Source organism: Fibrella forsythiae, from assembly GCF_017353175.1.
Classification (GTDB): Bacteria; Bacteroidota; Bacteroidia; order Cytophagales; family Spirosomataceae; genus Fibrella; species Fibrella forsythiae.
Genome location: NZ_JAFMYW010000017.1, coordinates 19,896 through 43,848 on the forward strand (window position 1 = coordinate 19,896; position 23,953 = coordinate 43,848).

At 47.1% G+C, this 23,953-nt stretch carries 31 protein-coding genes; 17 read left to right on the top strand and 14 right to left on the bottom strand.

Annotation, left to right across the window (positions count from 1 at the left end; all coding sequences use genetic code 11):
* Positions 1-117: 117 nt before the first annotated feature.
* A complete protein-coding gene (locus J2I46_RS30670) occupies positions 118-348 on the bottom strand; it encodes a hypothetical protein (protein ID WP_207332929.1) in 231 nt (76 codons plus the stop codon).
* Positions 345-905, bottom strand: a complete 561-nt coding sequence (locus J2I46_RS30675; RefSeq protein WP_207332930.1) for a nucleotide-binding protein — start codon at positions 903-905, stop codon at positions 345-347. The genes J2I46_RS30670 and J2I46_RS30675 overlap by 4 nt, the downstream gene beginning before the upstream one ends.
* A gap of 447 nt (positions 906-1,352) precedes the next feature.
* Between J2I46_RS30675 and J2I46_RS30680 the strand changes: the two genes are divergently transcribed.
* From J2I46_RS30680 to J2I46_RS30690, 3 genes are all read left to right on the top strand, one after another.
* Entirely contained in the window at positions 1,353-2,693 is a 1,341-nt protein-coding gene (locus J2I46_RS30680; protein ID WP_207332931.1) for a replication initiation protein, read from the top strand.
* 525 nt (positions 2,694-3,218) lie between these two features.
* The gene (locus J2I46_RS30685) at positions 3,219-3,443 is read left to right on the top strand and encodes a hypothetical protein (protein ID WP_207332932.1); all 225 of its coding nucleotides are present in this window, start codon (positions 3,219-3,221) and stop codon (positions 3,441-3,443) included.
* Positions 3,443-3,841 carry a type II toxin-antitoxin system VapC family toxin gene (locus tag J2I46_RS30690; RefSeq protein WP_207332933.1) on the top strand — a complete coding sequence of 133 codons (399 nt, stop codon included), beginning with the start codon at positions 3,443-3,445 and terminating at the stop codon, positions 3,839-3,841. Before J2I46_RS30685 ends, J2I46_RS30690 begins: the two co-directional genes overlap by 1 nt.
* A gap of 86 nt (positions 3,842-3,927) precedes the next feature.
* Here the strand turns inward: J2I46_RS30690 and J2I46_RS30695 are convergent, their stop codons facing one another.
* The 4 genes from J2I46_RS30695 to J2I46_RS30710 all read right to left on the bottom strand — a co-directional run bounded on the left by J2I46_RS30695 (position 3,928) and on the right by J2I46_RS30710 (position 8,049).
* The gene (locus tag J2I46_RS30695) at positions 3,928-4,599 is read right to left on the bottom strand and encodes a recombinase family protein (RefSeq protein WP_207332934.1); all 672 of its coding nucleotides are present in this window, start codon (positions 4,597-4,599) and stop codon (positions 3,928-3,930) included.
* Positions 4,600-4,907: 308 nt separating this feature from the next.
* Positions 4,908-5,375 carry a hypothetical protein gene (locus tag J2I46_RS30700; RefSeq protein WP_207332935.1) on the bottom strand — a complete coding sequence of 156 codons (468 nt, stop codon included), beginning with the start codon at positions 5,373-5,375 and terminating at the stop codon, positions 4,908-4,910.
* 80 nt (positions 5,376-5,455) lie between these two features.
* Entirely contained in the window at positions 5,456-6,826 is a 1,371-nt protein-coding gene (locus J2I46_RS30705; protein WP_207332936.1) for a leucine-rich repeat domain-containing protein, read from the bottom strand.
* Between the two features lie 578 nt (positions 6,827-7,404).
* Positions 7,405-8,049 (bottom strand): TMEM175 family protein, encoded by a 645-nt coding sequence (locus tag J2I46_RS30710; protein WP_207332937.1) that lies wholly within the window; start codon positions 8,047-8,049, stop codon positions 7,405-7,407.
* 182 nt (positions 8,050-8,231) lie between these two features.
* On the opposite strand from J2I46_RS30710, the gene J2I46_RS30715 reads away from it, so the two are divergent.
* From J2I46_RS30715 to J2I46_RS30730, 4 genes are all read left to right on the top strand, one after another.
* Entirely contained in the window at positions 8,232-8,399 is a 168-nt protein-coding gene (locus J2I46_RS30715; RefSeq protein ID WP_207332938.1) for a helix-turn-helix domain-containing protein, read from the top strand.
* 653 nt (positions 8,400-9,052) lie between these two features.
* Positions 9,053-10,774, top strand: coding sequence for an AAA family ATPase (locus tag J2I46_RS30720; RefSeq protein WP_207332939.1), 1,722 nt, complete (start codon positions 9,053-9,055; stop codon positions 10,772-10,774).
* A 1-nt stretch (position 10,775) separates the two neighbouring features.
* On the top strand, positions 10,776-11,321 hold the full coding sequence (locus tag J2I46_RS30725) for a hypothetical protein (protein ID WP_207332940.1): 546 nt from the start codon (positions 10,776-10,778) through the stop codon (positions 11,319-11,321).
* 567 nt (positions 11,322-11,888) lie between these two features.
* Entirely contained in the window at positions 11,889-13,823 is a 1,935-nt protein-coding gene (locus tag J2I46_RS30730; RefSeq protein WP_207332941.1) for a hypothetical protein, read from the top strand.
* 75 nt (positions 13,824-13,898) lie between these two features.
* Here the strand turns inward: J2I46_RS30730 and J2I46_RS30735 are convergent, their stop codons facing one another.
* From J2I46_RS30735 to J2I46_RS30745, 3 genes are all read right to left on the bottom strand, one after another.
* Positions 13,899-14,135 carry a hypothetical protein gene (locus J2I46_RS30735; RefSeq protein ID WP_207332942.1) on the bottom strand — a complete coding sequence of 79 codons (237 nt, stop codon included), beginning with the start codon at positions 14,133-14,135 and terminating at the stop codon, positions 13,899-13,901.
* Positions 14,136-14,268: 133 nt separating this feature from the next.
* Positions 14,269-14,481, bottom strand: a complete 213-nt coding sequence (locus tag J2I46_RS30740; protein WP_207332943.1) for a helix-turn-helix domain-containing protein — start codon at positions 14,479-14,481, stop codon at positions 14,269-14,271.
* A 207-nt stretch (positions 14,482-14,688) separates the two neighbouring features.
* Positions 14,689-15,033, bottom strand: a complete 345-nt coding sequence (locus J2I46_RS30745) for a helix-turn-helix domain-containing protein (RefSeq protein WP_207332944.1) — start codon at positions 15,031-15,033, stop codon at positions 14,689-14,691.
* 488 nt (positions 15,034-15,521) lie between these two features.
* Here J2I46_RS30745 and J2I46_RS30750 point away from each other — a divergent pair, with 488 nt between their 5' ends.
* The 8 genes from J2I46_RS30750 to J2I46_RS30785 all read left to right on the top strand — a co-directional run bounded on the left by J2I46_RS30750 (position 15,522) and on the right by J2I46_RS30785 (position 19,740).
* A complete protein-coding gene (locus J2I46_RS30750) occupies positions 15,522-15,752 on the top strand; it encodes a hypothetical protein (protein ID WP_207332945.1) in 231 nt (76 codons plus the stop codon).
* Positions 15,745-16,053 (top strand): hypothetical protein, encoded by a 309-nt coding sequence (locus J2I46_RS30755; RefSeq protein ID WP_207332946.1) that lies wholly within the window; start codon positions 15,745-15,747, stop codon positions 16,051-16,053. The genes J2I46_RS30750 and J2I46_RS30755 overlap by 8 nt, the downstream gene beginning before the upstream one ends.
* A 150-nt stretch (positions 16,054-16,203) precedes the next feature.
* A complete protein-coding gene (locus J2I46_RS30760) occupies positions 16,204-16,482 on the top strand; it encodes a hypothetical protein (protein WP_207332947.1) in 279 nt (92 codons plus the stop codon).
* A 3-nt stretch (positions 16,483-16,485) separates the two neighbouring features.
* A complete protein-coding gene (locus tag J2I46_RS30765; RefSeq protein WP_207332948.1) occupies positions 16,486-16,914 on the top strand; it encodes a hypothetical protein in 429 nt (142 codons plus the stop codon).
* Between the two features lie 461 nt (positions 16,915-17,375).
* Positions 17,376-18,092 carry a hypothetical protein gene (locus tag J2I46_RS30770; RefSeq protein ID WP_207332949.1) on the top strand — a complete coding sequence of 239 codons (717 nt, stop codon included), beginning with the start codon at positions 17,376-17,378 and terminating at the stop codon, positions 18,090-18,092.
* A gap of 310 nt (positions 18,093-18,402) precedes the next feature.
* Entirely contained in the window at positions 18,403-18,681 is a 279-nt protein-coding gene (locus J2I46_RS30775) for a LytTR family transcriptional regulator DNA-binding domain-containing protein (RefSeq protein WP_207332950.1), read from the top strand.
* A 147-nt stretch (positions 18,682-18,828) separates the two neighbouring features.
* The gene (locus tag J2I46_RS30780) at positions 18,829-19,104 is read left to right on the top strand and encodes a hypothetical protein (protein ID WP_207332951.1); all 276 of its coding nucleotides are present in this window, start codon (positions 18,829-18,831) and stop codon (positions 19,102-19,104) included.
* Between the two features lie 117 nt (positions 19,105-19,221).
* A complete protein-coding gene (locus tag J2I46_RS30785) occupies positions 19,222-19,740 on the top strand; it encodes a hypothetical protein (protein ID WP_207332952.1) in 519 nt (172 codons plus the stop codon).
* A gap of 193 nt (positions 19,741-19,933) precedes the next feature.
* On the opposite strand, the gene J2I46_RS30790 is transcribed toward J2I46_RS30785, so the two are convergent.
* A complete protein-coding gene (locus tag J2I46_RS30790; protein WP_207332953.1) occupies positions 19,934-20,134 on the bottom strand; it encodes a helix-turn-helix transcriptional regulator in 201 nt (66 codons plus the stop codon).
* Complete coding sequence (locus J2I46_RS30795; RefSeq protein ID WP_207332954.1) at positions 20,131-20,610, bottom strand: hypothetical protein; 480 nt, start codon at positions 20,608-20,610, stop codon at positions 20,131-20,133. Before J2I46_RS30795 ends, J2I46_RS30790 begins: the two co-directional genes overlap by 4 nt.
* A gap of 306 nt (positions 20,611-20,916) precedes the next feature.
* On the opposite strand from J2I46_RS30795, the gene J2I46_RS30800 reads away from it, so the two are divergent.
* Positions 20,917-21,327: a hypothetical protein gene (locus J2I46_RS30800; RefSeq protein ID WP_207332955.1), complete on the top strand. Its 411-nt coding sequence runs from the start codon at positions 20,917-20,919 to the stop codon at positions 21,325-21,327.
* 122 nt (positions 21,328-21,449) lie between these two features.
* Here J2I46_RS30800 and J2I46_RS30805 read toward each other — a convergent pair whose 3' ends face one another.
* The 3 genes from J2I46_RS30805 to J2I46_RS30815 all read right to left on the bottom strand — a co-directional run bounded on the left by J2I46_RS30805 (position 21,450) and on the right by J2I46_RS30815 (position 23,140).
* Positions 21,450-21,926: a hypothetical protein gene (locus tag J2I46_RS30805; protein WP_207332956.1), complete on the bottom strand. Its 477-nt coding sequence runs from the start codon at positions 21,924-21,926 to the stop codon at positions 21,450-21,452.
* 191 nt (positions 21,927-22,117) lie between these two features.
* On the bottom strand, positions 22,118-22,537 hold the full coding sequence (locus tag J2I46_RS30810) for an ester cyclase (RefSeq protein WP_207332957.1): 420 nt from the start codon (positions 22,535-22,537) through the stop codon (positions 22,118-22,120).
* 126 nt (positions 22,538-22,663) lie between these two features.
* Positions 22,664-23,140, bottom strand: coding sequence for a hypothetical protein (locus J2I46_RS30815; RefSeq protein ID WP_207332958.1), 477 nt, complete (start codon positions 23,138-23,140; stop codon positions 22,664-22,666).
* On the opposite strand from J2I46_RS30815, the gene J2I46_RS30820 reads away from it, so the two are divergent.
* A complete protein-coding gene (locus J2I46_RS30820; RefSeq protein WP_207332959.1) occupies positions 23,139-23,360 on the top strand; it encodes a hypothetical protein in 222 nt (73 codons plus the stop codon). The two genes, J2I46_RS30815 and J2I46_RS30820, sit on opposite strands and share 2 nt — an antisense overlap.
* Positions 23,361-23,953 lie beyond the last annotated feature (593 nt).

The window sequence follows — 23,953 nt, forward strand, 5'->3', positions numbered from 1 at the left end:
AAGGCACTCGTTGCTGGGCTAGGTTAGTCCTCAAAGGGTTGAGGAGCAGTGTTATCAGAATAATCTTACAATTGCCTTTCGGCTACTGTCTGGCTACGCAAGGCCACCTTAATGCTCTTATTTGGTCGACTGGCTATAAAGCAGCTCCAGGGCCGTGAGAACCGTTTCTTTTATCGACAGATCATGGTCCAGCGCATATTGCTTTAGCGCTTTTTCCTGCTCGCCATCAAGCCAGCAGTTCAGGTGATAGGCCCGCTCGGTTTTGACCGGGTTTACTTTCTGGACCGGGGTAGCGGGAGCCTGGCTGATCAGGCCCTGAAGCTGCTCTTTAACGTTAAGATGTTTCATAGCTGGGCAAATACGTCTAAAACAATGGAGAGAATTTCTTTCTGGGCTTTGATATCATCGGTCTCGAAGATGTTTTGCAGCGCCGCCCGGGCGTAAGAGACCCTATACGACATAGTTTGCTTAAGTATTGGCACATTATAGCCCTGCAGCACGCTCAGCACATCGGTAATATTGACCCGGTGCTGCACCTGGGTCAGGACAATGCCGCAAGGCTTTTGGGGCGGCAGCAGCGAGATGATGGTTTTGATGGCTACGGCATCAAACACATTGGGGCGACAGGGCAGCAAAATGTAGTCCGCCTGCTTCAGCAGATCGGGCAGCTTGTTGGAGAGGTACGGAGCCGTATCGATCAGGGCCACATCGTAGCTGTTTTTCTTGAGTTCCGAGGGCTCGCATAGATCAATCCCCAGCAGATCCTTAAAGCTGACCAGCGATCCCTGGGGATCCGTATCGATCAGACACACCTTGTAGCTCTGGGCCAGACAGGCCGCCAGACACAGCGACAGGGACGTTTTGGAGTTGCCGCCCTTGGATCCGGCGATCAGTATCTTTTTCATGGTGGCTGGGGCAGCGGTTTGGGTTGGAGAGCGAATATACGCAGGATTCTATAACTATATAAATCAGTAATTATATAATTATATAATTATATACCTCGGGGCCTCTGCCTCATTTAATTTAGGCCTTATTTCCCCAATTTGTCATACCTATGTGAATGATTGCCTTCAGCGCGTTACCTCACTTCTTTTTTGTTAGTTATCACTTTTGGCCTCTCAATTTTCATTTGAGAGCTTTTGAATAATTTAAATAATTTAGCAACTAGCTAACGTGTTGATTATCAATTGCTAATAAGCTTAGTCTATGACAAAAAGGGGAAGAAGGTTAGACAAAAAAGGGAGGTTGTTATGACAATTTGGGGGGGTCTCCTAGACAAAAAGGGGAACTTACCTATGACTTTTTAGGAATTGTCATACCCGCAGTCTACTTTTTAGTAATTTTTCAAGGCTATGACAAAAAAGGGAGAGAACAGGCCCATTGAATCCGAGCAGCTGGTCATACTAAAGAACGCCGTGGCCATGGCTAAATACGATCTGTCCAGAAACCAGCAAAAGGTGTTTCTGGAGGTGGCAATGATGGCAAAAAACCAGCCCGACGAAAAGTTTTATAAGCTCTATATCAGGGAGTTCCTTAAAAATATTAACGTTTCTTCCAACGACACGGCCGATCTCAAGCGGGAGATTGAGGAGATGCGCAGCATCACCATCCACATACCTAAGACAAAAAGGGGGGGTGAGCTGAAGGCCAACTTCTTTGCCTCCGTGGAGATCTTTGAGGGCAATCGCTACGTGGAGATCGAGCTGTCGGAGAAGCTGAAGCCCTATTTTATCGAGATTGCCGAGGGTGATTTCTTCCACTACCAGATCGAGAATACCCGGGTGCTCAAGTCGAATCACTCCATCCGGATGTATCTCTACCTGAAGGCCTGGCGCTGGACGGGCCGGGTTGTGATCCGCTACGACGAGCTGCGGGGCATTCTGGGCGTAAAAGAGGGTGATTACAAGCTATTCGGTGATTTTAAGAAACGGGTTCTTGACAAAGCCCAATTAGAGCTGGCGGCCAAGACCGACCTCTCGTTTACCTACACCCTGATCCGGGAGCGGGCCAATAACCCTAATTCACCAGTCCACAAGATCGCCTTTACGATCCTGGATAACGGGAAAACCCCCGCCATCACTTCCCAGCAGCCGGAGGCCCCCCAAATTGTCATACCCTTATCCATTGCCCCCGATGAGGAACTTGTCAATCTTGCCCACCAAATTGAGAAGATTGCTCCTGAGGAGCTGGGCAGTTTGATTGGCAGCTACGGCCGCGAGCGGGTGCACGATGTGCTGGTGCTGGCTACTGAGGAGCACGGGCGCGGTAACCGGATCCGCAGCCTGGCGGCTTACCTGCATAACGCGCTTAGAAACAACTCGGCCCAGGGCAAATCCAGTCAGGGCAAAAAGAAGAGCGAGCAGCAGCGGATTTTGCTGGAGCACCGAGAAATTGAGAGCCTGATCAGTAAGGGCATTACCGCGTTCAAAGGCCTGTACTACCGTAGACTGGGTGAGTCGGCAACCCAGCCGGTACTGGACACCTTCTGCGATACAATGGATCAGGAGATGCGGCTAAACCCGGCGCTCAAGAAGATCTATCTCTCGGGGGCTGATTATAACACCGATGCCATGCGCCTGGAGCTGGGCCGTCGGCTTAACCAGCAGACTGAGGATGAGCTGGCCTGCACCTATCTGGCCAGCTGCGGCAAGCCCATTCAGCGGATCAGCGGCTTTTGGCAGTATATACGTTAAAAGCCGCCCCGTTGTCAGTGGTAGATGCCCCTACGCTCGGCGCTGAATTGACCTATTTATATAATTATATATTTATATCAAATTAGCATTGACGAGGCAGCATAACTGGCCAGTCGATTAACCGCTGCTGGAAGCTAAGCAACGTCCATAGATAGGCGCGCTTGACGAGCACTGCCCCCTTCTTAGCCTACTAGATAGACTGGGCTCTTGTGGTGATCCTACTAAGCCTGACAGCTTATCTATATAAAGCCTTAATTATATAATTATATAATTAAGGCTTTATATAGATAAGCTGTCGCCAAAAAAGGGGGATTAAGCCGCGCCATTAGCGCAGCACCGGGCCAGTAACAGGGCAGGCTCTAGGCCTGGGCGAGCGCATTTGCCAGAGCCCGGCAAACAACCATCAGGAGCTGCTACAAGTGGAAGGAGGGAGTCTTGGCCGAGTCCTACTGGAGGGCCGAATTGGCGTTTCAGCGCATAAGTTGTTATTTTGCTGGACAACCAGGTCTTAGCCTGACGCGAGCGATGATCTACCTATTGGAAATCGATGATCGGGACCAAACGGCCCGGGCAGTATTAGCCTTTATTCAGCAGATGGCCTTAACCAATAAGGCCATCAAACCACCTGTTGCCCTTAACCAGTCCGCCAGCCCAATCGCCGGTGAGCGGCCACTGGGGACCATGAAGGGGAGCTTTGAGCTGGCCGAAGATTTCAATGAGCCCCTGGATGATTTAGCCGATTACATGTAATGCGGCTACTGCTCGATACGCATATCCTTTTATGGGTACTGGAGGAGCATCCCTCGCTCTCCCCCCGGGCCCGTACGCTCATTCAGGACGCAAACAACGAGGTTTTTGTCAGCAGCGTTTCGCTCTTTGAGATTGCCATCAAAACGCGCCTTGGCAAGCTGCACACGCAGCGTACCAGCTCAGAGATCCAGGAAGAGTTGACCCAGCGACTAGCCATTGGGCTGTTGCCAATCACCGCCGCTCACTTGGATGCCTATCAGCTATTGCCCCTTTACGAGGACCACCGGGATCCCTTCGACCGCTTGCTGCTGGCCACGGCCCAGGCCGAAAGGCTTGTTCTAATATCGGACGATGGGAAATTTGAGCGCTATGCCAGCCTGGTCCAGCTGATCCTTTAGCCAGCCGTTGCCTGCGGCTGATAGTCGTTGCGTGAGCGTCAGCAGGGGAAGACTACGCAGCTGGAGGCAAATGCCCAGATACAAACTTATCCATTGGGCTTTAATGCCGCCCGTTGCAGGAGCCGAAATACGGCTTTCGCCTCAAACTGTTTGCCACGCCGGGTCTGGTAGTGGGTTTGGTTAAGCACATCGGCGATCTGGGCGTAGGTCAGCCCATTGCTGCGGTAGAGCTTGGCCAGGGCCGTCGCCTGCACGTTGGCCTTATTAGTGGCCGCATTGCGGATCCGGAGTGCCTCCCCCTTTTGAATCGCCTCCGGCGTCAGGTTGCCGGGTTTGCCCAGGGCAAAGCCCTGCGCCTTTTTTTGGGCCAGCGCCGCCCGGGTGCGCTCCGAGGTGCGCTCGGCTTCATACTGGGCAAAGGTGACCATCATGCCCACCGTCAGCGTGTTGGCGTCGGGCAGATCACAGGCCACAAAGTCAACCCCCGAGTCGCGCAGCGTCATCACAAAGGCCACGTTGCGGCTCAGCCGGTCCAGCTTGGCAATAAGGAGCTTGGCTCCCCCCTGCTGGCAGGCCCGGATGGCCTCCTGTAATTTGGGCCGCTCGCTTTTGCGGCCCGACTCGATTTCGGTAAACTCCAGCAGAATACGATCTCCCTCCCGCAGGTAGCGATTGACAATGGTTTGCTGATCCCCCAGCCCAAGGCCCGAGCGCCCCTGGGCTTTGGTGGAGACCCGGTAATAACAGATGTAGTGCATAGGGGTCTAGGGGTGATCCGTGAGGGGTCAATAGGTGTTTCACGGCCTGGCGGGTCAAATATACCGGTTTATGGCGTTTTATAAACGACCGTTTGTAAAATGCCATAAGTATAAATAGAATAGATTAATTATATGGCCAGGCTGTACGAAACGGCAGTGACAGGCAGGGAGGCGTCAAGAAGCAAAAGGGCGAAAGGTACCGGGGGAATAGCGTCTCTTCGCGGTGATTCTCGTTAGGTCACAACGCACGCACCTGCATGCCTAAAAAAGTCGGCTTAATGATGGGTCTATAGCTATTCAAGGTAGCCCTAGCCATACCTGAAATTTTTGTCTACGCGAAGCTGCTCACCGGCCTGGGCCATTAGGCCAACCGTAATGACGCACAGAAACGAGGAGCCCATCTCGGGAAAAAGCGGATGAATGGTTCTGTCCCACTGGGCCAACTCTTCCATCGGTTTGCTTGACACGCTGGTCATGTTCTCACTGGTCCACCGCGTTCGACGGAAATAATAAATGTGTGACCAGCCTCCCGCTAGCTGCTGCTTGCTCAAGCGCAGGGCGTGGGCTTTGAGCGCAGCCAGATTTTTCTCCTGGTGAAACAGGCTCGTGTTATCAACCAGGTAAGCTCTGCACTGACCGAGCGAATTGTTTTCCAGGCAGTTTCCTTGATCGCCCATCGGCTCAATGACCAGGGGAACATCCATATACACCTGCCAGGCAAACAGAAGCGCCAGGGCCACCAGCAAAGAAACAATGTATGAAGCAGACTTTTTCAAATCAGGAGGTATAAAGCTAAAGGCAGGTAATTACGATCAGCTAGAGCAAGCTAACATAGACTTGCTGCAAAGAGGCGGTATCAGCGGGCTTTGAGGTAGTTCACAATGACATCCTTTTTGTACAAATCATTATGATCGATGCCTACAATGGGATTGAAGGATAGATTAATACTGCTCATTCTTTCAACGGTACCTGCCGTAAGCCCTTGAAGCGTACTGACCTTATTTTTCGCCGCGTCCAGTACCGTCAACTTGTTAAGGCTTGATAGCAGCGATAAGGTAGCTAGTTGATTTTCGTATATTGACAATTCTTGCAGATTGGACAGGACTTCTATACCATCCAATTGGCTGATTTGATTAACCGCCAGGTCTAAATGGGTTAACTGAGTCAATTTAGCCAAGCCTTCTATCTTTGAGATACTATTACGGGATATAGAAAAGTATTTCAATCCAGCTAGGCTATCGAGTCCTTCAAGCTTACCAATTCTGTTACCGTCTAGTTCGAGTAATTCCAGCTTATTTAGACTGGGAAAATTCGCTATTTTTACTAACTGATTAGCCCTCAATTTCAGCTCAGATAATTGACCCCACTTGCTGATTGAATCAATTGTTGTAATTTGATTATTCGACAAATAAAGTCTCTCCAGATTGGTCAACCCGCGTAAAGCTGAAATATCTACTAATTTATTAACAGATAAATTTAAATTCTGTAGCTTTTTTAGGTGGGCTACTGAATCGATCTGAGTTATTGAATTAGTTGATAGATCGAGGTTTAACAGGTTTGTATTAGCACTAATTCTGGCTATACTACTTATGTTATTATTTGACAATACCAGACTATTTAAATTTTTTAAGTTGTGTAATCCTTCGAGTTTAGAAATGTTTGCCAATTGAAGATTAAACGCCTTCAGACTAATTAAACTATCTAATCCCTGAATTTTATCAATTTTATTTTGACTTAAAGTTAGATGGTACAAATGACTAAAATTGGATAACCCTTGGATAATAGTTATCTTGTTTTGGGACAAATCCAATTCGAGCAACTGCCGAAGCGAATCAATCTTCTCAATTGCCTTTATTTTATTACCATGTAGATCCAAATATAGTAAGCGCTTAAGACCATTTATATGTTCTATTTTTTCGATTTTGTTACCGTACAAGGTTAGGCTTTCCAGCCACACCAACTCAGCTACCTGGGGTGGTATAAAGGTGAGTTCCAGGTAACTCAGGTCAAGCATTGGGAGTCTTTTGTCTTTACACTCACGAATCCTGTTAAGGGCTTCTGGCGGAACTACTCGCCTCGCTGGTTGCCCAGCCATAGGTGACCTTCCCTTGATGGGTTGTAGGGCTGGTTTATTCGCCTTAGCCCTTGGTTGGGCAGTTACCGAGCAAATGAAGTTTTGTAGAAGAAGTAGGGCCAGAATGAATTTGAGGCTTTTAGAAAGGAGCATCGCTTATTTGGTCAAGTCAGTAGCCACAATAATACGAGCATCAGGTAACCTAATAAAGAAGCGATCATACAAAAAAGCGTTCTATCCTTGTTACTTGTAGTGATACGATTGACGTAAAGACCGTTAGCGATGGTGAACGTAATGAAGACCGAGGACCAGTACGAGGAGGCCCTCTCGCGCATCTACGAGCTAATGCAACTGGACCTGCCCCAGGACTCGCCGCTCTACGATGAGCTGGATGCCCTGGCTCTGCTGGTGGAAGACTATGAGCGCAAACACTATCCTATTTTGCCCCCCAGCCCCATTGAGGCCATTACCTTTCGGCCCTCAGCAGCTGGGCAAGGAAAAGAGCGAACTGGCCAAGATCCTGGGCACCCGGGCCCGGCAGTCCGAAATTCTCAGCGGTAAGCCTGGGGCTGAGTCTGGAAATGATCCGCAAGCTGCACGCGGTGCTGGGCATTCCGGCCCAAAGCCTGATCACGGCTTACTAGGGGCTTGCCTTACAGAGCATAAGTAGCTAGGCGGTTAGGTTGTTATCTCGTTAGCCGTTTACTGGGCACTATCGCTTGGGCCTGGAATCAGGCCCTGTTTTCCCGGGCGTCTTTTCGCCGCTGCCGGGCCAGATAGATGGTCATAAAAAAGAAAACGGGTAGTTTAAAGAACAGCAGAAAAAAAGCGGCTTTAGGGAAAAAGAAACTCAGCAGCAGACACAGCAAGGCGTTGGCCATATCGAAATTAACCAGCACTCGGAAGCGTCCCCGGCCGGGGGCGGACAGCTTGGTCCCGTCGATAAAATCATTGGTTATATCGGAGCTATCCCAGATGAAATTTTGAAATATAGATAGGGCCATAATGTTGAGGCTATAGAGAAAAATGGCCGCCGAATCCCCAAAATGCGTGCTCAATACGCTAGTTGAAAAGGGCAGGGTAACGATAAAGAATAACCAGCCGATGTTATAGGATAAGGTACGCTGGCTCATCCGGTTGATGTAGGTGTACATCTGGTGGTGGGTCCGCCAAAAACTGGCGATGTTGACGAAGGACAAAAAGAAGGCTAGGTAATTTTTCCAGGGCAGCAGCAGATCCTGGAAACTCAGATGGTGATCCTCGGGCAGCTCCAGTTTTAAATCAAGGGCCAGCAGGGTGATAGCAATGGCCACAATAGCGTCACTGAAAAATAGCACCCGTTCGTAGGCGATCTCTGGTTTGTCTATCTCGTTCATCGGTCAAAATGGATAACTAAGGCTGGCCAGTGGCCGCTGATCAGGAGCGGTACGGGTCAGAACGTAGGGCTCCCAAAGCAGCTTAAAAGCGGGCAGGCGGCCAGTAAAGCTACGGTAGTTTCCATGAATTGCTTCCGAGCGTAAGGCGGCTGTGTTATTCGTTTCATCCCGACCTTTGCCTCATGAGCTTTTTGCTAGAGAACCTACCCGCCAACCCAGCCGTTGAGCGCTTCATCGATCTTTCCTTTGCGATAAGCGAGCGGCTGATTCGCCTGTTGGATCAGCGGGGAATGACCCAGCGGGATCTGGCCAACCTGCTGGGCCAAGAAGAGTCCGAGATCAGCCAGTGACTGACGGGCACTCATAACTTTACCCTTGGCAGCATCGCCTCCTTGGAGGTGGCCCTGGGCTAGGAGTTACTGGGGGTAAACGGCTTGGAAACAAACCGCAACGACGGTGAAAGGCGCTAAATCCCGCAGGCTGCATGCGGTACTGGGTATCCCTGCCCAAAGCCTAATCGCTGCTTATTAAGTCGCAACTAGTGGATCAGATCGTTGCTACTGCATCTAAGTAACATTCTAGAAATGGTCGTTCTTAATACGTTACACAGACTCATGAGAACATCATAGCGTGGCGGAAACTACTTAAGACAGGCTGAAAGGGTCCGTTTAAAACTTGTAAAGGGAGGAAATTGCTTTAAATAAAGCGTATTGGAATAACAAGGTAGATTCACTATAAGTAAAGCTAATTAACATATGAAACCTCTAGCCCGCTAAGACGCCACATAAGTAGCACGTATGCTAACAGGTAGTTTAACGCTAAATAGATAACTGTGTATTTGTACAGGTAAAGGTAGTATTGATTATGTTTTTAAGCTTCTTTGCATCATATACGCTGGATCTTAAGCATTTGAACAGCTATGTAACTAATTCGAACAGCAAGATACATTGGATAGTATGAGGTGTTTCAAAATTATTTTTACCACACAGACAGGTGACGTTTTATGCTGAAAAGGATCAGTTTCGAAAATTATAAAGCATTTGATAATGGCTCTATAGAAATAAGGCCTTTAACTATTCTTTTAGGTGCTAATAGCGTAGGTAAAAGTAGTATACTACAACTCTTGCTACTTTTACAGCAAACTTCGGAGGCCGATAAAACTTATAAATCTGCCTTAAAATTGAATGGTGGTTATATAAGTTTAGGCGAAGGATTAAATTTAATAAGGAATAAAGATGCTAAGAAAGCACTCGTTCTTTCCTTCGATTTTCAAAATCAAGATCTATTTGAGCGTTTATCCACTGGATTGTTATCAAATTATTGTAGTTTAATTTTATTCAGTGCTAGCTATTTTAACAAAATATATAATAAGCCGAGTTCCTTCATTGATAATTTACTGAAGTCTTTTGGAATGTCAGGTAAGAAAGGTGAGAAAAATTCTTCACTCCATATGCTTTTATACGATAGTGGTAAAAAGGGAAATATATTAAGTAGGTTAGATTTTGAAGAATTAATTAATTCGTTAAGTAAAATAGTTGTTGGAGACGAATTCATAAAAGATGATGACATAGATTACATTTATTACCAAATGAAGTTCGGACCTGGTGTAATTAATACCTTAAAAAATGATAAAGATGAGTATTTAATGGTTTATGATTTTTTGTCAGGTATATCTAAGCTAAATCTTAACCAAAATTTCAACATTAAATATTCACTGTTAAACACCTTAGATAATACAATAAGAATAAAAGAAATATCTCTAACAGCTAATAATAAATTTATTTTGTCAATTGAATTTAGTGATGATGTTAAGAGTAGTAAAGTGAAATTTAAGAGCCCGTTTTTAGATAGTAGTTTAGCAAAATCAAATATTCTGATAGATAAGATTGGTAAAGGATTAGATCCAAGTAAAACTATTTTTGAATTTTTGATTGCGAACGAAGAGAGGAGTAGTAAAGATATTAGTAATTTTACATTTACTTCAATAATATATAATATTACGAAAACTTTTGTAAAATCTGTTCAAAATAGCTTTTCAGAAGATAAGATAAACTATGTGAGTCCGCTAAGAGCGCACCCTAAACGGTATTATTTTCTTGATAAAGCTAAAATAAATAAATACTTAGATACTCTTGATGGAGACTCACTAACAGAAATTTTGCGAGAAAATAATTATCTTAAAATTCAAGTTAATTCTTGGCTATCAAAATTTAATTTACAAATAGATGTTGATCAATTAAAAGATATTATTCACAAGCTAGTAGTTAAGCAAAATTCTTTGAATCTAGACATTACAGATGTCGGATTTGGAATATCCCAAGTATTACCAGTTATTGTGCAAGGGTTCTTATCAAGTCGGGATAGTTTGACAATAATAGAACAACCTGAAATTCATCTCCATCCCAAAATGCAAGCCGATCTTGCAGATTTGTTTATTGATATCGTACAAGACAAAAAAAGTGATACTGGTAATAAGTACAATAAATATTTATTAATTGAAACTCATAGTGAGTATTTGCTAAAACGTCTACGTAGACGAATATCGGAAGGTGTAATTAATAATAAAAATGTTGCAATATATTTAATTGATCCTCAGAAAGATGGATTAGGTGCAAAGGTCAAACTGTTAGACGTTGAAGAAAAAGGCAACTTCGAATGGCCAACTGACTTTTATTCTAACGAGTTAATGAGTGATACCTTTGAATTCTTGAAAAACCAACATTAATATGTCTTGTTATACTTTGTCTTGTAGTTTATTAAAAGGAGTCATTTACCATAAGCCTTACATTGTAAAAATTTTGTTTCACTTTCTTGATGAAAACCCTTACAAAGTAGTAGTAGACAAATCAAAAAAAATACTCGATTTGTATGAGGATGCGGCAAAAAATGATAAATCTGGAGTCATATACACATGGATCGAGTTAATGGCAAAAAGAGTACCAGATAATTTCGAATACATAAATGTAGATTTAACTAATGTTAACTCAGAGGAAGAACTATTCTTGAAGGTATGTAGGCATACTAAAAATGAGAATAAAATTCTTGTCTTTAGTCATCAAGAATGGGAAATGTTTGACTATTCTAACGAAAACTTTATAGAATATGATTCTACACATATTGAAGTGTTTGATAGAGATGAAGCTGTTAGTGAGTTGCATCCTATTCAATCAGGTGACACTTATAATATAAAAGAATCTAATTTTGCCAATCGTGGCAGCCGTATATCCAGATCAAAAATAAATTCAAAAGATGAGCCAAAAAAGAAACAGTAAACCCATTTCTACTATTAGTGGTAGCATTGTAGCTGATAGAGGGGGGAAAATTGATAACTCGAAAATTCATAGTCAAGTAAAGGTTAATAGTAACAGAAAGCCTATTATACTCGGGTGGATTGGTGGGGTTGTTACCTCAATAGTGTCAAGCTACTTATGGGAGATATGGATTAAAGACCTGTTAATCAAACTTAACATTATACATTAAGCTGTTTTATGTGTATTAATGTATATTCTGTATTATTATGCAACTACTCACCGCCATAGAGTAGTGTGTATATTACACGAACATTTTCTGACTACTGTGTTGTACCCACTCAAGTATACATGGAGATTGAATAGTTTTAGCAATTAAAACTAAATAGATTATTGCCTCTAGCGTTCAGTAACGTCAAGAAAGCTTATCCTTAAAACAGGCAATGACTAATAGCACTTTACAATAAAGAATAACGAGTTGAGTTACAAGTGGATAACGAGCTGACCGAGTTTAAAATTAAGTAGTACTCTTGTATTCCTAGGTTAACAACTGTAAAATTAATTAATTCTGTATACGATTACCATTACGTGATGGGCCACGAAGATAGAGATCGAGTTGTATTTTATTCTAAAGAAGATTTAGCTAGCGGTTATAGCTTGAAAAACGCTGAATATGTATTGGAAAATCTTAATTCACTAAGAGAACCAGGTATAAATGATTTACTTGAGTTATATAACATAAAGCTTTACTTCGATAATGGCTTATATTTAAAGAAATGGGATAGCACTGCGATAAAAAAACTTGAAATAAAGATTGACGACTCTTGGAAATTAATTAAAAGGTTCTGTTTTTCATTAAATAATGATAATATCGAGAAATACATTGAAGATATAGAATATGAATATATTGAGTCATTTTGGAAGCTGATAAATTATTTGCAAGTATATAAGAAATTAGACAAACAAGTATTTTTTAAAATATTAAAAAACTACCCCTATCACATTTATATAATATTAGAACTTAAACAGTTTGTGGAGTATTTCGGTCAAGAGATTAGGCTTTTCTTATTAGATTACGATAAAGCAACTGAATTATTACTTTCAAAACTAGAACTACAGCATACACATAGTTCGCCTATATATAATTTCCCAAGCTGCTTGTCTCTGATTGATAAAGAATTTATAATTTCTAATTACATTGAACAAGAAAATGCCAATTTGAACTATATCAGAATCATTGAGTATTCAAAAGATTCAGACAGTTTTAAGCTGTCTCCCAAGATAAGGTTAAAAGCTAAAAACAGACGACAATTTTTAAACAATCAAATATTTGAAAACAACAACTCAATACCAATCGATCTTCAGGTCAGTTTGAATAAAAATCAGGAAGATATTTTAGTTACTTCGGTAAAAAATCAAACTACTATTTTATCATATAATACAGAATGCATTGATGAATTTAAAAATAATTCAGACTTAGTTTCTATATTTAGAACTCTGTTTAGCTTTACAAACATACACGGTATCATTGAGTTATTGAGTAAGGATAATGAAATTAGTGTCATCGAGAAAATATCGATTAAGTCAAGAAATGAGTATTCGGCTTCAATTATCTTTAAACATAAGAATAATCTTGCTCACCTACAAATTCTAGTTCTAGTTAATTATTTGTATAGTACAGGCGATACGTTAGAAAGCCTGATTGAATCTTACGTGAATAAATTTATAAATCATCATTATGGACTTAATAATTTTACGATTAAATTTCCTTCAAATCGGTCAACATATTTAGAGAAAATACGTATTCTTTCACCAGAAATTGACTCTTTACTAAAGCAATATCAAACTTACGTAAATGAAGGTCAAATTGATTTCGATTTAATTTCTATTGATTCAAATCCTCTAAGATTTGGCGAGATAAAAAGTTTAAATACTAAGAAATATGTATATATAAATGGTGAAGTTATGAATGATATTAAATTTTGGTTTTTCTCAGATCAAAGTATGTTGTATTATGTAGAACCATTTGAAAATAAATACTCTAACTTGTATGATCTTTTAGCATTTGAAAACGTTTATTTAGATTCTTTTAAAGAGTATCAGCTACCGACAATTAATAAAATTATTGGTTTAGGCTACTTGTATATCGATAATGATAAGTACGTTAGAATAAGTAAAGATTTATTCATGTACGTGATTAGGGAGCTTAATGAAAACAAAGTAATAAGCTATTGGTACTATCACATATCGATTCGTTTGGTTATAGATGAGATGGTGAACAATGGCTTTCTTCTTTTTGAAAATACTCTTTTCGCAAGACCTGAATTGAATTACTTTAATTATTATCTAAATAAGAAGGAATTTACGAACGGGCTTGACCTTAGAAATAAATACCTTCATGGAACAAATAAAAGTTCTGAAAAGGTCAATGAGTATGAATACTACGTATTGTTGAAACTTATTATTTTAATGGTAATAAAGATAGAAGATGATTTAAGGATTCAGAAATTTGTAAATGACCTATAGTATAATATACTGTACAAAAAACTGGCTCTCGACAAAATAAGTTGATTCTTTATACAGTATATCAGGTTACCGACTTTAAATCAATGCTTCTATAAGCAGCGGGTCTAACTCCCCGATCATCCGGGTTAGTGCCTGGTTCAACTGCTGCTCACTGGCCATGACTACATAACTGTACTTTGATCGAAACGTCGGATTGTCCAGCGTCAGCACCACGTTTTGCAGGATCTCTAACTGTTGCTGTATGGTTTGAGCGGTATGCTCAAGGGGAGTTGCACCGCCCGGAGATTGGGCGTAATTTTGCACCGTGTTCATTTGAACTTATGGTTTAAGTGAATTACCTGCCCCTTCGCTAGTTCCGCCAAGAATGAAAGCGTTGGGGCTTTTTTGTCGTATCAAATATAGGAAAACTTCTGATATATGGCAAGTTTGCAGCCAAAAAAAGAGGCTATTGTAGGAAGTCTTTGACCGAAACTTTTAAAGCTATGGCAATTTTCTGCAACGTTTCAATGGTCAAGTTTTGCTTACCGCTTTCGTACCCGTTTACAGTGGGCTCCCCTACCGCTAATAGAGTAGCAAGCTCTTTTTGAGTTAACCCCTTTGCTTTCCGCGTTTCCCGTATTCGGTACGCTACCTGTTGCTTGATGTCTTGTTCTGTCATTTGACTATTGGTAAGTGTTTGTAAATGAGCTATTCATACGCTATTCGGCAATTACTGTGTATCCTATTCGTACAAGCTAGTCTGTACTAGATCGATGATAGGCATCTTACTGAAGGCTAGATAGAGACAAACTTAGCAAGATTGCGAAGCAAAGAATAGAGGAGTGGTCTTACCAGTGTATTCCGAAAGCGCTGGTCAGGATGTGGATCAACTCTTATTTCTATCAATCTCCTTTTGCTGATAAGATATCAATTGCTCTTGTAAATCAATCAGTTGACGGTTGTACTTAATCAGTTCTTCCTCTTGTACTAACTTATATCCTTTCGGTATACCCTCTCCCTCAGGCGTACCATCCACTAAATAGCCTACTGTAGTATTTAGCAATGTGGCAAGCTGCTGTAGCTCGCTCATTGATGGTTCAGCCTTTCCAGTTTCCCAACTAGAAATGGTCATCCTGTGCTTCTTGCCCAGCATCTCAGCTAAATACCCCTGAGTGTACCCTTTGTTTTTACGTCTCAGCTCAAGACGCTTACCAAAGCTCAATTCTGACATAATAAAAAATATGTAAGCATTATGATAGCTTTGTAATTATTTAAATTACCTTTGTCATCATAAAAATTACAATGTAAGTCCTACAATGTAAAAGTAGCGTCCAGCGTATTGCTGGGCAAACTATGAGAATGGCAACTATGCAAACGGCAAATGAGGCTGTCTTAACAGTCGCTCACTGGCGTGAACGGCTTAAAGGTCTCCTTCCAAAGAAGGTACCCATCAAAGACGTGTGTGAATTACTAGCCCAGAAGGATGCCTACTTCCAAGGAGTGGAGGGCTATGTCAGACTGGCCAACATAGTCCACAAAAGAGGGGGACTGCTGGCCACCTCAAGAACAGTCGAATTGCTAGAACAATTGAAAGGCGAGGGAGTGCTACCGTCTTCCTCCGATAACGATCAGTAACGAGTACGCTTATCAGTTTTCACAAAAAAGCCCCGAACCTGTCTCGAACACAGGGTCAGGGCCAAACTAAAACGTGTATCTGACATGACACGCACAAATGTACCACGGCTCGGCCAAAGCGCCAGCCCCGCCCCAGCCAGTGGCCTCAGTGGCCCCAGCGGGCCCAGCCTCCGCCTCAAGCAGATCCAGGACTACCAGATCCTGGCCCGGGTGCGCCTCAAGGAACGCCTCTCGGGCTCCCCCACCAGCGCTACGCTGTATGACCTGCTGATGCGGGATCAGCTCACCTCCATCAAGCGCCAACGCCATGCCTAGCCCCCAGATACGGCCCAGCGCCGCCAACCGGCCCCAGGCCCCGCGCGATGTGGACACCCGGCTGATTTTGCACCGACTGCGCGATCTCTACGCCCAGCGCCAGCTCTGGCAGAAGGGCCAGCCGATGGCCTTGTATCTGACCCCCTTCAGCTCGTTTGGCCCCGGTCTGTCGCCCGTTGAGCACTGGATCGGAAGCAGCGAGGAGGACGATGCCCATCTGCTCTCAGTGCCCTTAAACGCCCTGATCGATCACTACGAGCAGGTGCTGTGGCTGGCCAAGATCCCCCTGCCCACGATATGAACGAGATCGCCCTGACTGTCATCGGGCTGCTGGTCGCCTCGCTGGTCATACCCCGCATCAGAAAGGCGTTTACCAACCCTCTGGACAAGCACTTTCATGACTAGCCCGATCTGCCCTTACGTGGAGGCGGTGGACCCCAACCTCCAAGCCGTGGCCAGTGAATCATTGCACTGGCTGCATACCGATGAGCATACCTGCGAGCTGCACAGGCAAACCCAGGAGCCCCAGCTGGACGGCTTTGGTAAGCCGGTCACCCGGCTACTGGGCCTGATCAAGTACGACCCTGACACGGAGCTCTACCTGGGCTACGTCCACGCCTGGACGGAGCCGGGCAAGCAACCGCCCCTACTGCCCGTGCTGGCCCGCTATCACAAGCTGCTGGTGCAAAACAAGCTCATCGAATTCCTTCACTCAACCAGTCGCCTCTAGCTGATGGCTACCTTCCACTCCCTGCTGAAGAGCTTCATCAAAGAGCACATCGCTGCTCCTGGCCCCGTGGTCTCCCCCATCCCGCCCACGGTGATCGAGAACACCCAGCGCTGGCAGACCCACTTTGTCTGCCCCCAGGCCCTGGCTACCGTCAGGCGCTTAATCGATCAGGACATGCTCCGCTGGCTGGACCGCCAGCCTACGTATGTACCTCCTAAGTTGCTACTAGTCGTGGAGCGCCTGGTGCCTCAAGAGTACGGCATGGTGGTCTTGACCCACGAGGCCTGGGTGACGATCTCCCACGCCCTGGTGACCTACGAGATTGTCCAGGAGCAGCTGGGAAGCGTGCCCATCCTGGAAGGCACAGAACCCGCCCTGGTGCTGCGCCACCTGGCCTGCATCAGGAACGTACCCCGCGAGCTGATTGCCTGAGTACGCCCAGCGCTTTTCACAAGATTCAGTTCTGACCTGTTTCACCCAATCCATCGCCCCGATCATTGCCCCCCTGACCTCCTAAGCCCTTTTCAAACCTGACCATATGACTACCGCCTGCTCTCGCCCCCCGCCGTCCCGCTAAGGACCATACCGCTCCCCAAATCCTAATGCTGATTGCAAGCAGCCGCTGGATTTACACCCGCTATACCGCTAAAAATCACCCCTTTAGCGCTTGACCAATCCCCCTATGCCCCGGTCGCAGAACCGGTTTTTTTCAGCCCCCAAACCGCAGTTATTCGGTTAGGAGTCCTGTTGTCCTGACACGAATGTGACAGAAGTTATTCTATTGATTACTCCCCGTTACTCCCTGGTTAACCTGTTAACCACCCAAAAAAACGCCAAAAAAAAATTTCCAATCCCGGCCTCATCCGGCCAAATCAACGCAACACAAACGCCTTATGACCGCTTCAAACGCCTCCAATCGCCCCCAGCCCCGCGCTTTCTCCCCCGTCAAATTCAAATCCGACCCCCAGGCCAGCTCCTTTCGCTGGGAGATCGACATGACCCAGGACGGCCACAACCGGGTCTCCCTGATCGAGGGCTACAGCAAAGGCCAGGGCTTTGAGCTGACCAACAAAGCCGAGCTGCTAATCAGAAAGATCACCAACCCGCTGGCCCCGTATCTTCAGAAGAGTGATGAGATCCGCGTCTACGAGAATCTCAAAGAGCTGCCCACCGGCAAGCTCATGCAGGTGCCCAAATCCGATCAGGTGTGCATTCTGATTCTCTACCGGACGGGTTACAAGGCCCTGAGCTGGGTGCGCCACACCGACCCCCTGCTGGATCACCTCAATAGTCTTTACACAATGCTTAACGCCACGGGCCGCCTGCCCCAGGAGCGCTCCACCAACGCCAGAAAGAAGGTGTGGTTTCCCGAGCTGGACCATAGCAAATACACCTTCGCCAATCAGGAGGAGCTCAAGGTGTTCTGCCGCTCGATGGTAGAAAAGCATGGCTCTGCCTGCATGGCCAAGTGGTGGAATGCCCACCTGGGCATGCAGCCCGAGCTGACCACGCCCGGCCCGGCCCTGTTGCAGACGCCCCCCACGGGAGGCGAACACCAGGCTACCCAGCAAGCTACCCAGGGCCTGTATGATAAGTTCAATCAGCGCTAAGCCCCTATGAGCCTAGCTGAGGAGATCAAAGGCCTGCCCTGGCCACGCTGCTGGACTGCCGGGGGCACTACGAGCGGGCCATCCGCCTGGAGCGCTCTTCCCTGGGGCGGGCTATTTGTCATCACACGCTACAGCTGATCAACCGGGAGCTCACCCGGCGCATGTCACCCTTGCCACTGCCACCTACGGCTGAGCGTCTATCACTACCTAATCCGTCTGTCCTATCGCTCCCCCTTCCATGACCCCTGCCAGGCGCTTGCCTACGCCCCTGCCCAGTCTGCATTTTCGCGGGCTGGGCAGACCCGTGCCGATGGGGCAGATCCTGCGCTTTGAGGCGGCGGATAACTATACCCGCATCTGGGTGCAGGGTCAGGTCCGCCCCCTGCTGTATGGCTACACGCTGGGGGTGATGTGTGCCCGCTTTCCTTTTATGGCCCGGGTCAGCAGGTCTTTGGCCATCAATCCCCAGCAGGTGCAAACCACGACTAATCCCCAGCTGATCCTGTGCAATCAGCGCCCGCTCTGGCTCTCCAGGGCCTACGCAAAGCGCTTACCGGGCGAATTGGAGCGGGCACGGCAAGCGTCTTAAGGACAGTATGTTACGTTTCTGAGTAGTTGGGACAGGTGCTGTTCCCTCAAGTTATTGTGATGTAACGAAAGCGGTGATTTAGCTTCGTAGCGTGACCGTTGGCTCCGATTGCCAGCTGCCCGTCTACCAGCTAACTCGCCTCTTTTTATGCCTTCAGTATCCCCAACCCCCGCTTTCACCCAGGCCCTCTCGGCGCTCTGCCGCCAGCATGGGTATGATGAGTTTGTTGCCGCCAGCTTTGAGCCCGCTACGGGTCAACTGGTTATTGCCGCTGGACCAAGTGTCCCTCAATTAACCCCCGCCATGCAGGCCATCTTGGAGGGCTGCCAATCGATCCGGGCTACCTATCAGGATCGCCACCGCGCCATTGAGGACGAGGAAGACGACGAGGAGTATCCCGACGAGCCCTACGAGCTGGACTAAGCCGGTTGCTCCGGGCGTTGCCAGGCAGGTCAGAACTATCACAGCGTGAGAGTGGTGACCTGTCAGCCCCCGGGGGAGATCCTAGCTTTATGTCCTCTTGAATCAGCCTTGCTTTCCATGTCCTCCTCTGCTTCCTGCCGTAGTCTGTCGCTTCCCGTTACGCCCCTGGTCAAACGCATCATCCTGGCCTCTACCAAAGGCGAGGCCCTGTTTGTGAGCCGCGAGCAGCGCAAGCCCTTCAATCCCTATTCGGCGTATCTCTTCGCGCTGCTTCAGCGCGAGCGCCGGGCCGCTGATGGGCAGGCCATGGCCGATGAGCATCTGACCGAAAGCCTGGAGATCCAGATCCCCGAGTGGCAGATGCGCGCGGGATGTATTGAGAGTATTACCCCGGCCAGGGCGGTGGCCTTCAACACCTTTGTGACCAATTCGTTTCGCCAGCGTTTGCGCGAGGAGATCGAGCTGCGGCTGGAGACCACCCGGTTTCTCAAAGAGGCCGCCGAGCGGGCGCTGGCCCGCTGGGGCATCGACGAGGATACCTATCCGCTGAGCGCGGCCATTCGCCACTATACCCGTCACCGGAGCGAGAGCACCGAGACGACGGCTACCCCTACTGATTCACTGACTGTTGCCTAGTTTTATTTGCGTTTGTTGCGTGTCGTTTGGAGAGAGTCATCCCATTGGGGTGGCCCTCTTTTTTTAAATGGTCCCAGGTCGTCTCACTGTTGATGACCTGAGAGACGGGTCCCCTTCCCAGTGGCGACAGCTTACTTGAGGGAAGACTGGCCCGGTTTTGGGTCAACTACGTACTCCTCACCTGGCCTAGCCCCTAATCCCCCTCTTCCAACTGGAATAACTCATCCATGGCCTTGGTAAAAACGCGCGCTATTTTCAAGGCCAGCACAGTCGAGGGCACGTAACGCCCGGTTTCTATCGAATTGATGGTTTGACGGCTCACTCCAACCCGCTCCGCCAAATCCGCCTGGGATAGATTATGCTCGGCGCGGGCTACTTTGATCCTGTTCCTCATAGCGATAAAAGCCCCCCCTGCGCATTGAGCTCATCCGCGCGCCGTAGCTTATGCAAGGCCCATAAATACCGACCCACGAAGACTAGCAGGGGCGTGAACATGTTGTAGATCATGACCCGAAAAAAAGCGACATCGTAGAAGCAGAGGGTGGAAATCAGCAAACAGCCGTAGTTCACGTAGATGGCCCACTGCAAACTCTCCAGGCGTACCTGTTGAATCATTTCGTCTTCTACCTTTTCGCGGGCAAACCCAATCGTCAGCAGACCCAGGATAGCGGCGACGCTAATGATCTCATCTAAATAGTCCAGGAAATAGGTTAGTGTCTGATGGCCTTCCAGCGAGCCTCCCAGCGAATCGGCCAGCGATTTGCCCACTGCATCAAAGTAAACCCAGACAATTCCCAGCAGCAGAGCTGGAACCAGTAATAGCCAGCCTACCAGCCGGAATGAATGTGGCAGTAACCAATCGCGCTTCATAATCTATCATGTTTGTTTGTCCAAATGTAAAGTTGATTTTACATTTGGACAAACAAACATGATAGATTATTATTTTGGCCTTAAGGTAGCGTTTGTGGCCAGGTGGCGTGGCGTAGAGGGCCGCTCCAAGTAGAGCGGCCCTCTTTTTTTGGTTGATTGACGGGCGAGTTAACCGGGTTAGTTATCTTTCGAGTACTTGCCCGGCTGTCTGGCCCGTGAGGCTTTCTCTACCCAGTAGTAAGGCATAGGCTACAAGAGATGATAGGCTACAAAACCGGGCCAACCTGGTTATTCACCTTTAAGCGTATGATGAACCGCGCGTTGTTTCTGTTTGCGCTGCTAGCTACCGGCGCGGCAATGCCCGCGTATTGCCAGGCCCAGTCGGCTGTCTTTTCCCGCGTGGATACCCTGCATAACCAGTTGCTGCCATTGGCTTCCAGGGTAGGCCGCAGACCTGGCTTAGCCTCTACTCCGTTGGCGGGGCAACTGCTTACCTTAGTGGTGCGGCCCGCGGGGAGCCAGGGCGGTCAGGATATCTTCTTGCCGATTGATGTTGATTCGTCCTCCGTCTGCGTTCGGTCAGGCGACTCGCTGCTACGCCTGGAAACGGATTATATCTTTTTGCCCACCAACCGGTTACGGATCGTGAGCCAGGCCGCTTTAAGATCCGATCAAGCGGTCAGGCTAACCTATAGACGATTAACGTATAGACCCTAGGTATCAGCCTCTACCCTGTTGAGATCAACACACGGCATTGATAGAACATCTCGCCAGAAAGGACAACGCCTGCCTAGTAGCTAGTGTAGTCAGGCGTTGTCCTGGTTTGAGATTGACCGTTTCTAAAATCCTTTACCTAGCGATACCCCTGCCCAGGGCATAAATCCATATTGATTAATGACCGGCGTGAAGCTAACCCGCCACATATACTGGCTAGCGGTGTAGCGACGATACCCTACACTGGGTACGTAACTAAAAAAACGGTTGCTTGACGAGTTGGTTTCGGGGCCAAATAGACGCCCCTTGGCCTGCGCCCAGGTTGTGCCAAAGCCCGCATCAATAAACGCGTTAGGGTTGGCCAGCTTGATGAGGTAGTTCAGCCCAACAGGCAAGGATAAGTAGGCCGCTTTTTCGCCATATAAACCGGCGCCCACTCGAAGCGATAGTTGGGGCAGATTTGTTAGTTGACGTTCATAATTCAAAGAGGCAAACAAGCCGTTTCCCCCGGCTTCCAAGAAGAGATTATTCTTAGGTATCGTTTGAGCGATTACTGAACCCAACTGTAGGCTAAGCAAAGCCATGAGCATTGTTGATTTCATGCGATCAGTTATTGGTTGAGTAAAAAAAACGGTGGAGGAAGGCGGTAAATTGTTTTTCTAATGCTTGATTGATAAGGGTTTAAACCAGTCCCTTGTTATTTTTCTTAGTGATGTCCGCTAACTCGGCATCCGTTCCGACCGAAAAATCGGAAGTGGATTAAACCTATAACATATCCATTTATTGGGATCAATCAATGGTTGGCCAACTGTTGTAAAACAAGGGGTAAGGTATTGATACCCCAGTGTTCGATGTATTTTCCGTGACGCAATCGGACCACGTCAATCACGTCGATGCTGACTGAGCGCTCAGTTGGAGGGATGCCCATCAAGGTTCCTGCGTGGGTTCCTGTGATGGTTTTGCGCGTAGTGACCAGATCACCTTCCGCGATTTGATCATGAATGATGACCCGCATAGCAGCAAGCGCCGGGCGAAGGATCTGGTTGAAGGTATGGATCATTCCTCCAGGACCCTTATCAGCGCCTGGTGGGGCGGAGTGATTGATAAACTGGTCATCCATTAATTCGTTAAAGCTATCCAGATTGCCTTCTGCAATCACTTCTTGGTTGAAACGCCGGACAACTTCTTTGTTTCGTTGAGCCTGTAAATCCATTGGTTGCCTAAGTGAATAGTATGTTATGGAAATGAATTCACCGCTCAAAAGCGGGATAGAAACAACCCGTCTCCTGAAAGCGACAACTGCTGGCCTTTGAGAAGGCAATTAATCACTCTACAGCTCTCAACACGCAGGGAAGGGAAGCGCCCCGTCTTCATGAGCCAGTTGGTAGTTAACCCAAAGGGCCAATTTTTGAAACCGGTTGTAATAGCGACTGTTGCCCCCTACTGGCACGAAGCCATCATACACCGCATCATGGGTCAGGTTCCCCAGGGTTGATGGCTGCTCATACCAGGCGATTTCGCTGACCAGCCCGTCACTTTTACGCACCCGGACTAAAAGTTGGGTCCTGTCGTCCTCCCTTTTGTAGGCGTAGATACTGCTTTCGGAGCCCTCTTTGGCAGTAACTGGTTTAAACTGCTTCATGGCCAGTATACGCTCGCTAGTTGGCCCATGCTTCAAGAGTAGTTCTTTCAGTTCAGAATAATCAAGTAGCTGCTGCTGTTGGGTTAGCAAGGATTGGGCTTTGGCCGCGTAGAAAGACGCGGCTAAACTGAAGCAGGCCATTAAGAGCAGCCGTTTGGTCAAAACACGGATCATGATCTTGTTCTACAAGGGGCACTATCGGCAGTGCGTTGCACGGACAAGATATAACGTGATCGATATCTGTGTACGATTGCTCCCAACATTTTCCTTCATCGACGGGCGGCTCAAAGCCAGCTATACCGCCTCTTGTCACCCCGGCCCGTGGCTCAGTAACTACAATCGAATGGATGTTGCCCGCCCAGCGCCGCCCTGCCCGCTGGGAGTAACGGGCTGAAAAGAGGCTAAACAAGGCCTTTTTAGCCCCTTGAAGCGCCGTTTTGTCGGCCCCGCCAGCAAGCGGGTTTGCCAGAAAAGCCAGGTCAGCCGTGGATCTGCCTACTTTTCTTACCTAAAAATGGGTCAACTCACTCATTACAAGCCCACTAAGCCAAAATTTTTCGTTCGCTTTAGGCCAAATCCATGAACTGACCCCGCCACGCACTATTCCTGGGGTACAATTGTAGGGCCTAACCACGGTGATATATGACAGGGTGGTTACATAAGGGCCTGACCGCTGCCTCACCCATTCAGTAGTGACCGGCCCGCAAACAGGGGAGACAGGCGCTTAAAGAGGCTCTACAGCCTGTTTGACCAGGTCGCTGATGGGTTGAGGGGCGAGCTGATGGCTAGCGGGTCCATGTCACCCGGGAGCCGTGGCAGGGTTACTACAACTCCGGCGGAACTACCCGCTGTAGCGGACCGGGAGAGGAAGGGCAAGACCCGCCCAACCAGGGCTTTTGAACCCCTGTTCGGGCGGGTTTTGCCCTTCGCTGATCAGCACCAATTTCTCACCTATGCAAGGTCAGCAGTGGATCTTCCAACTTTTCC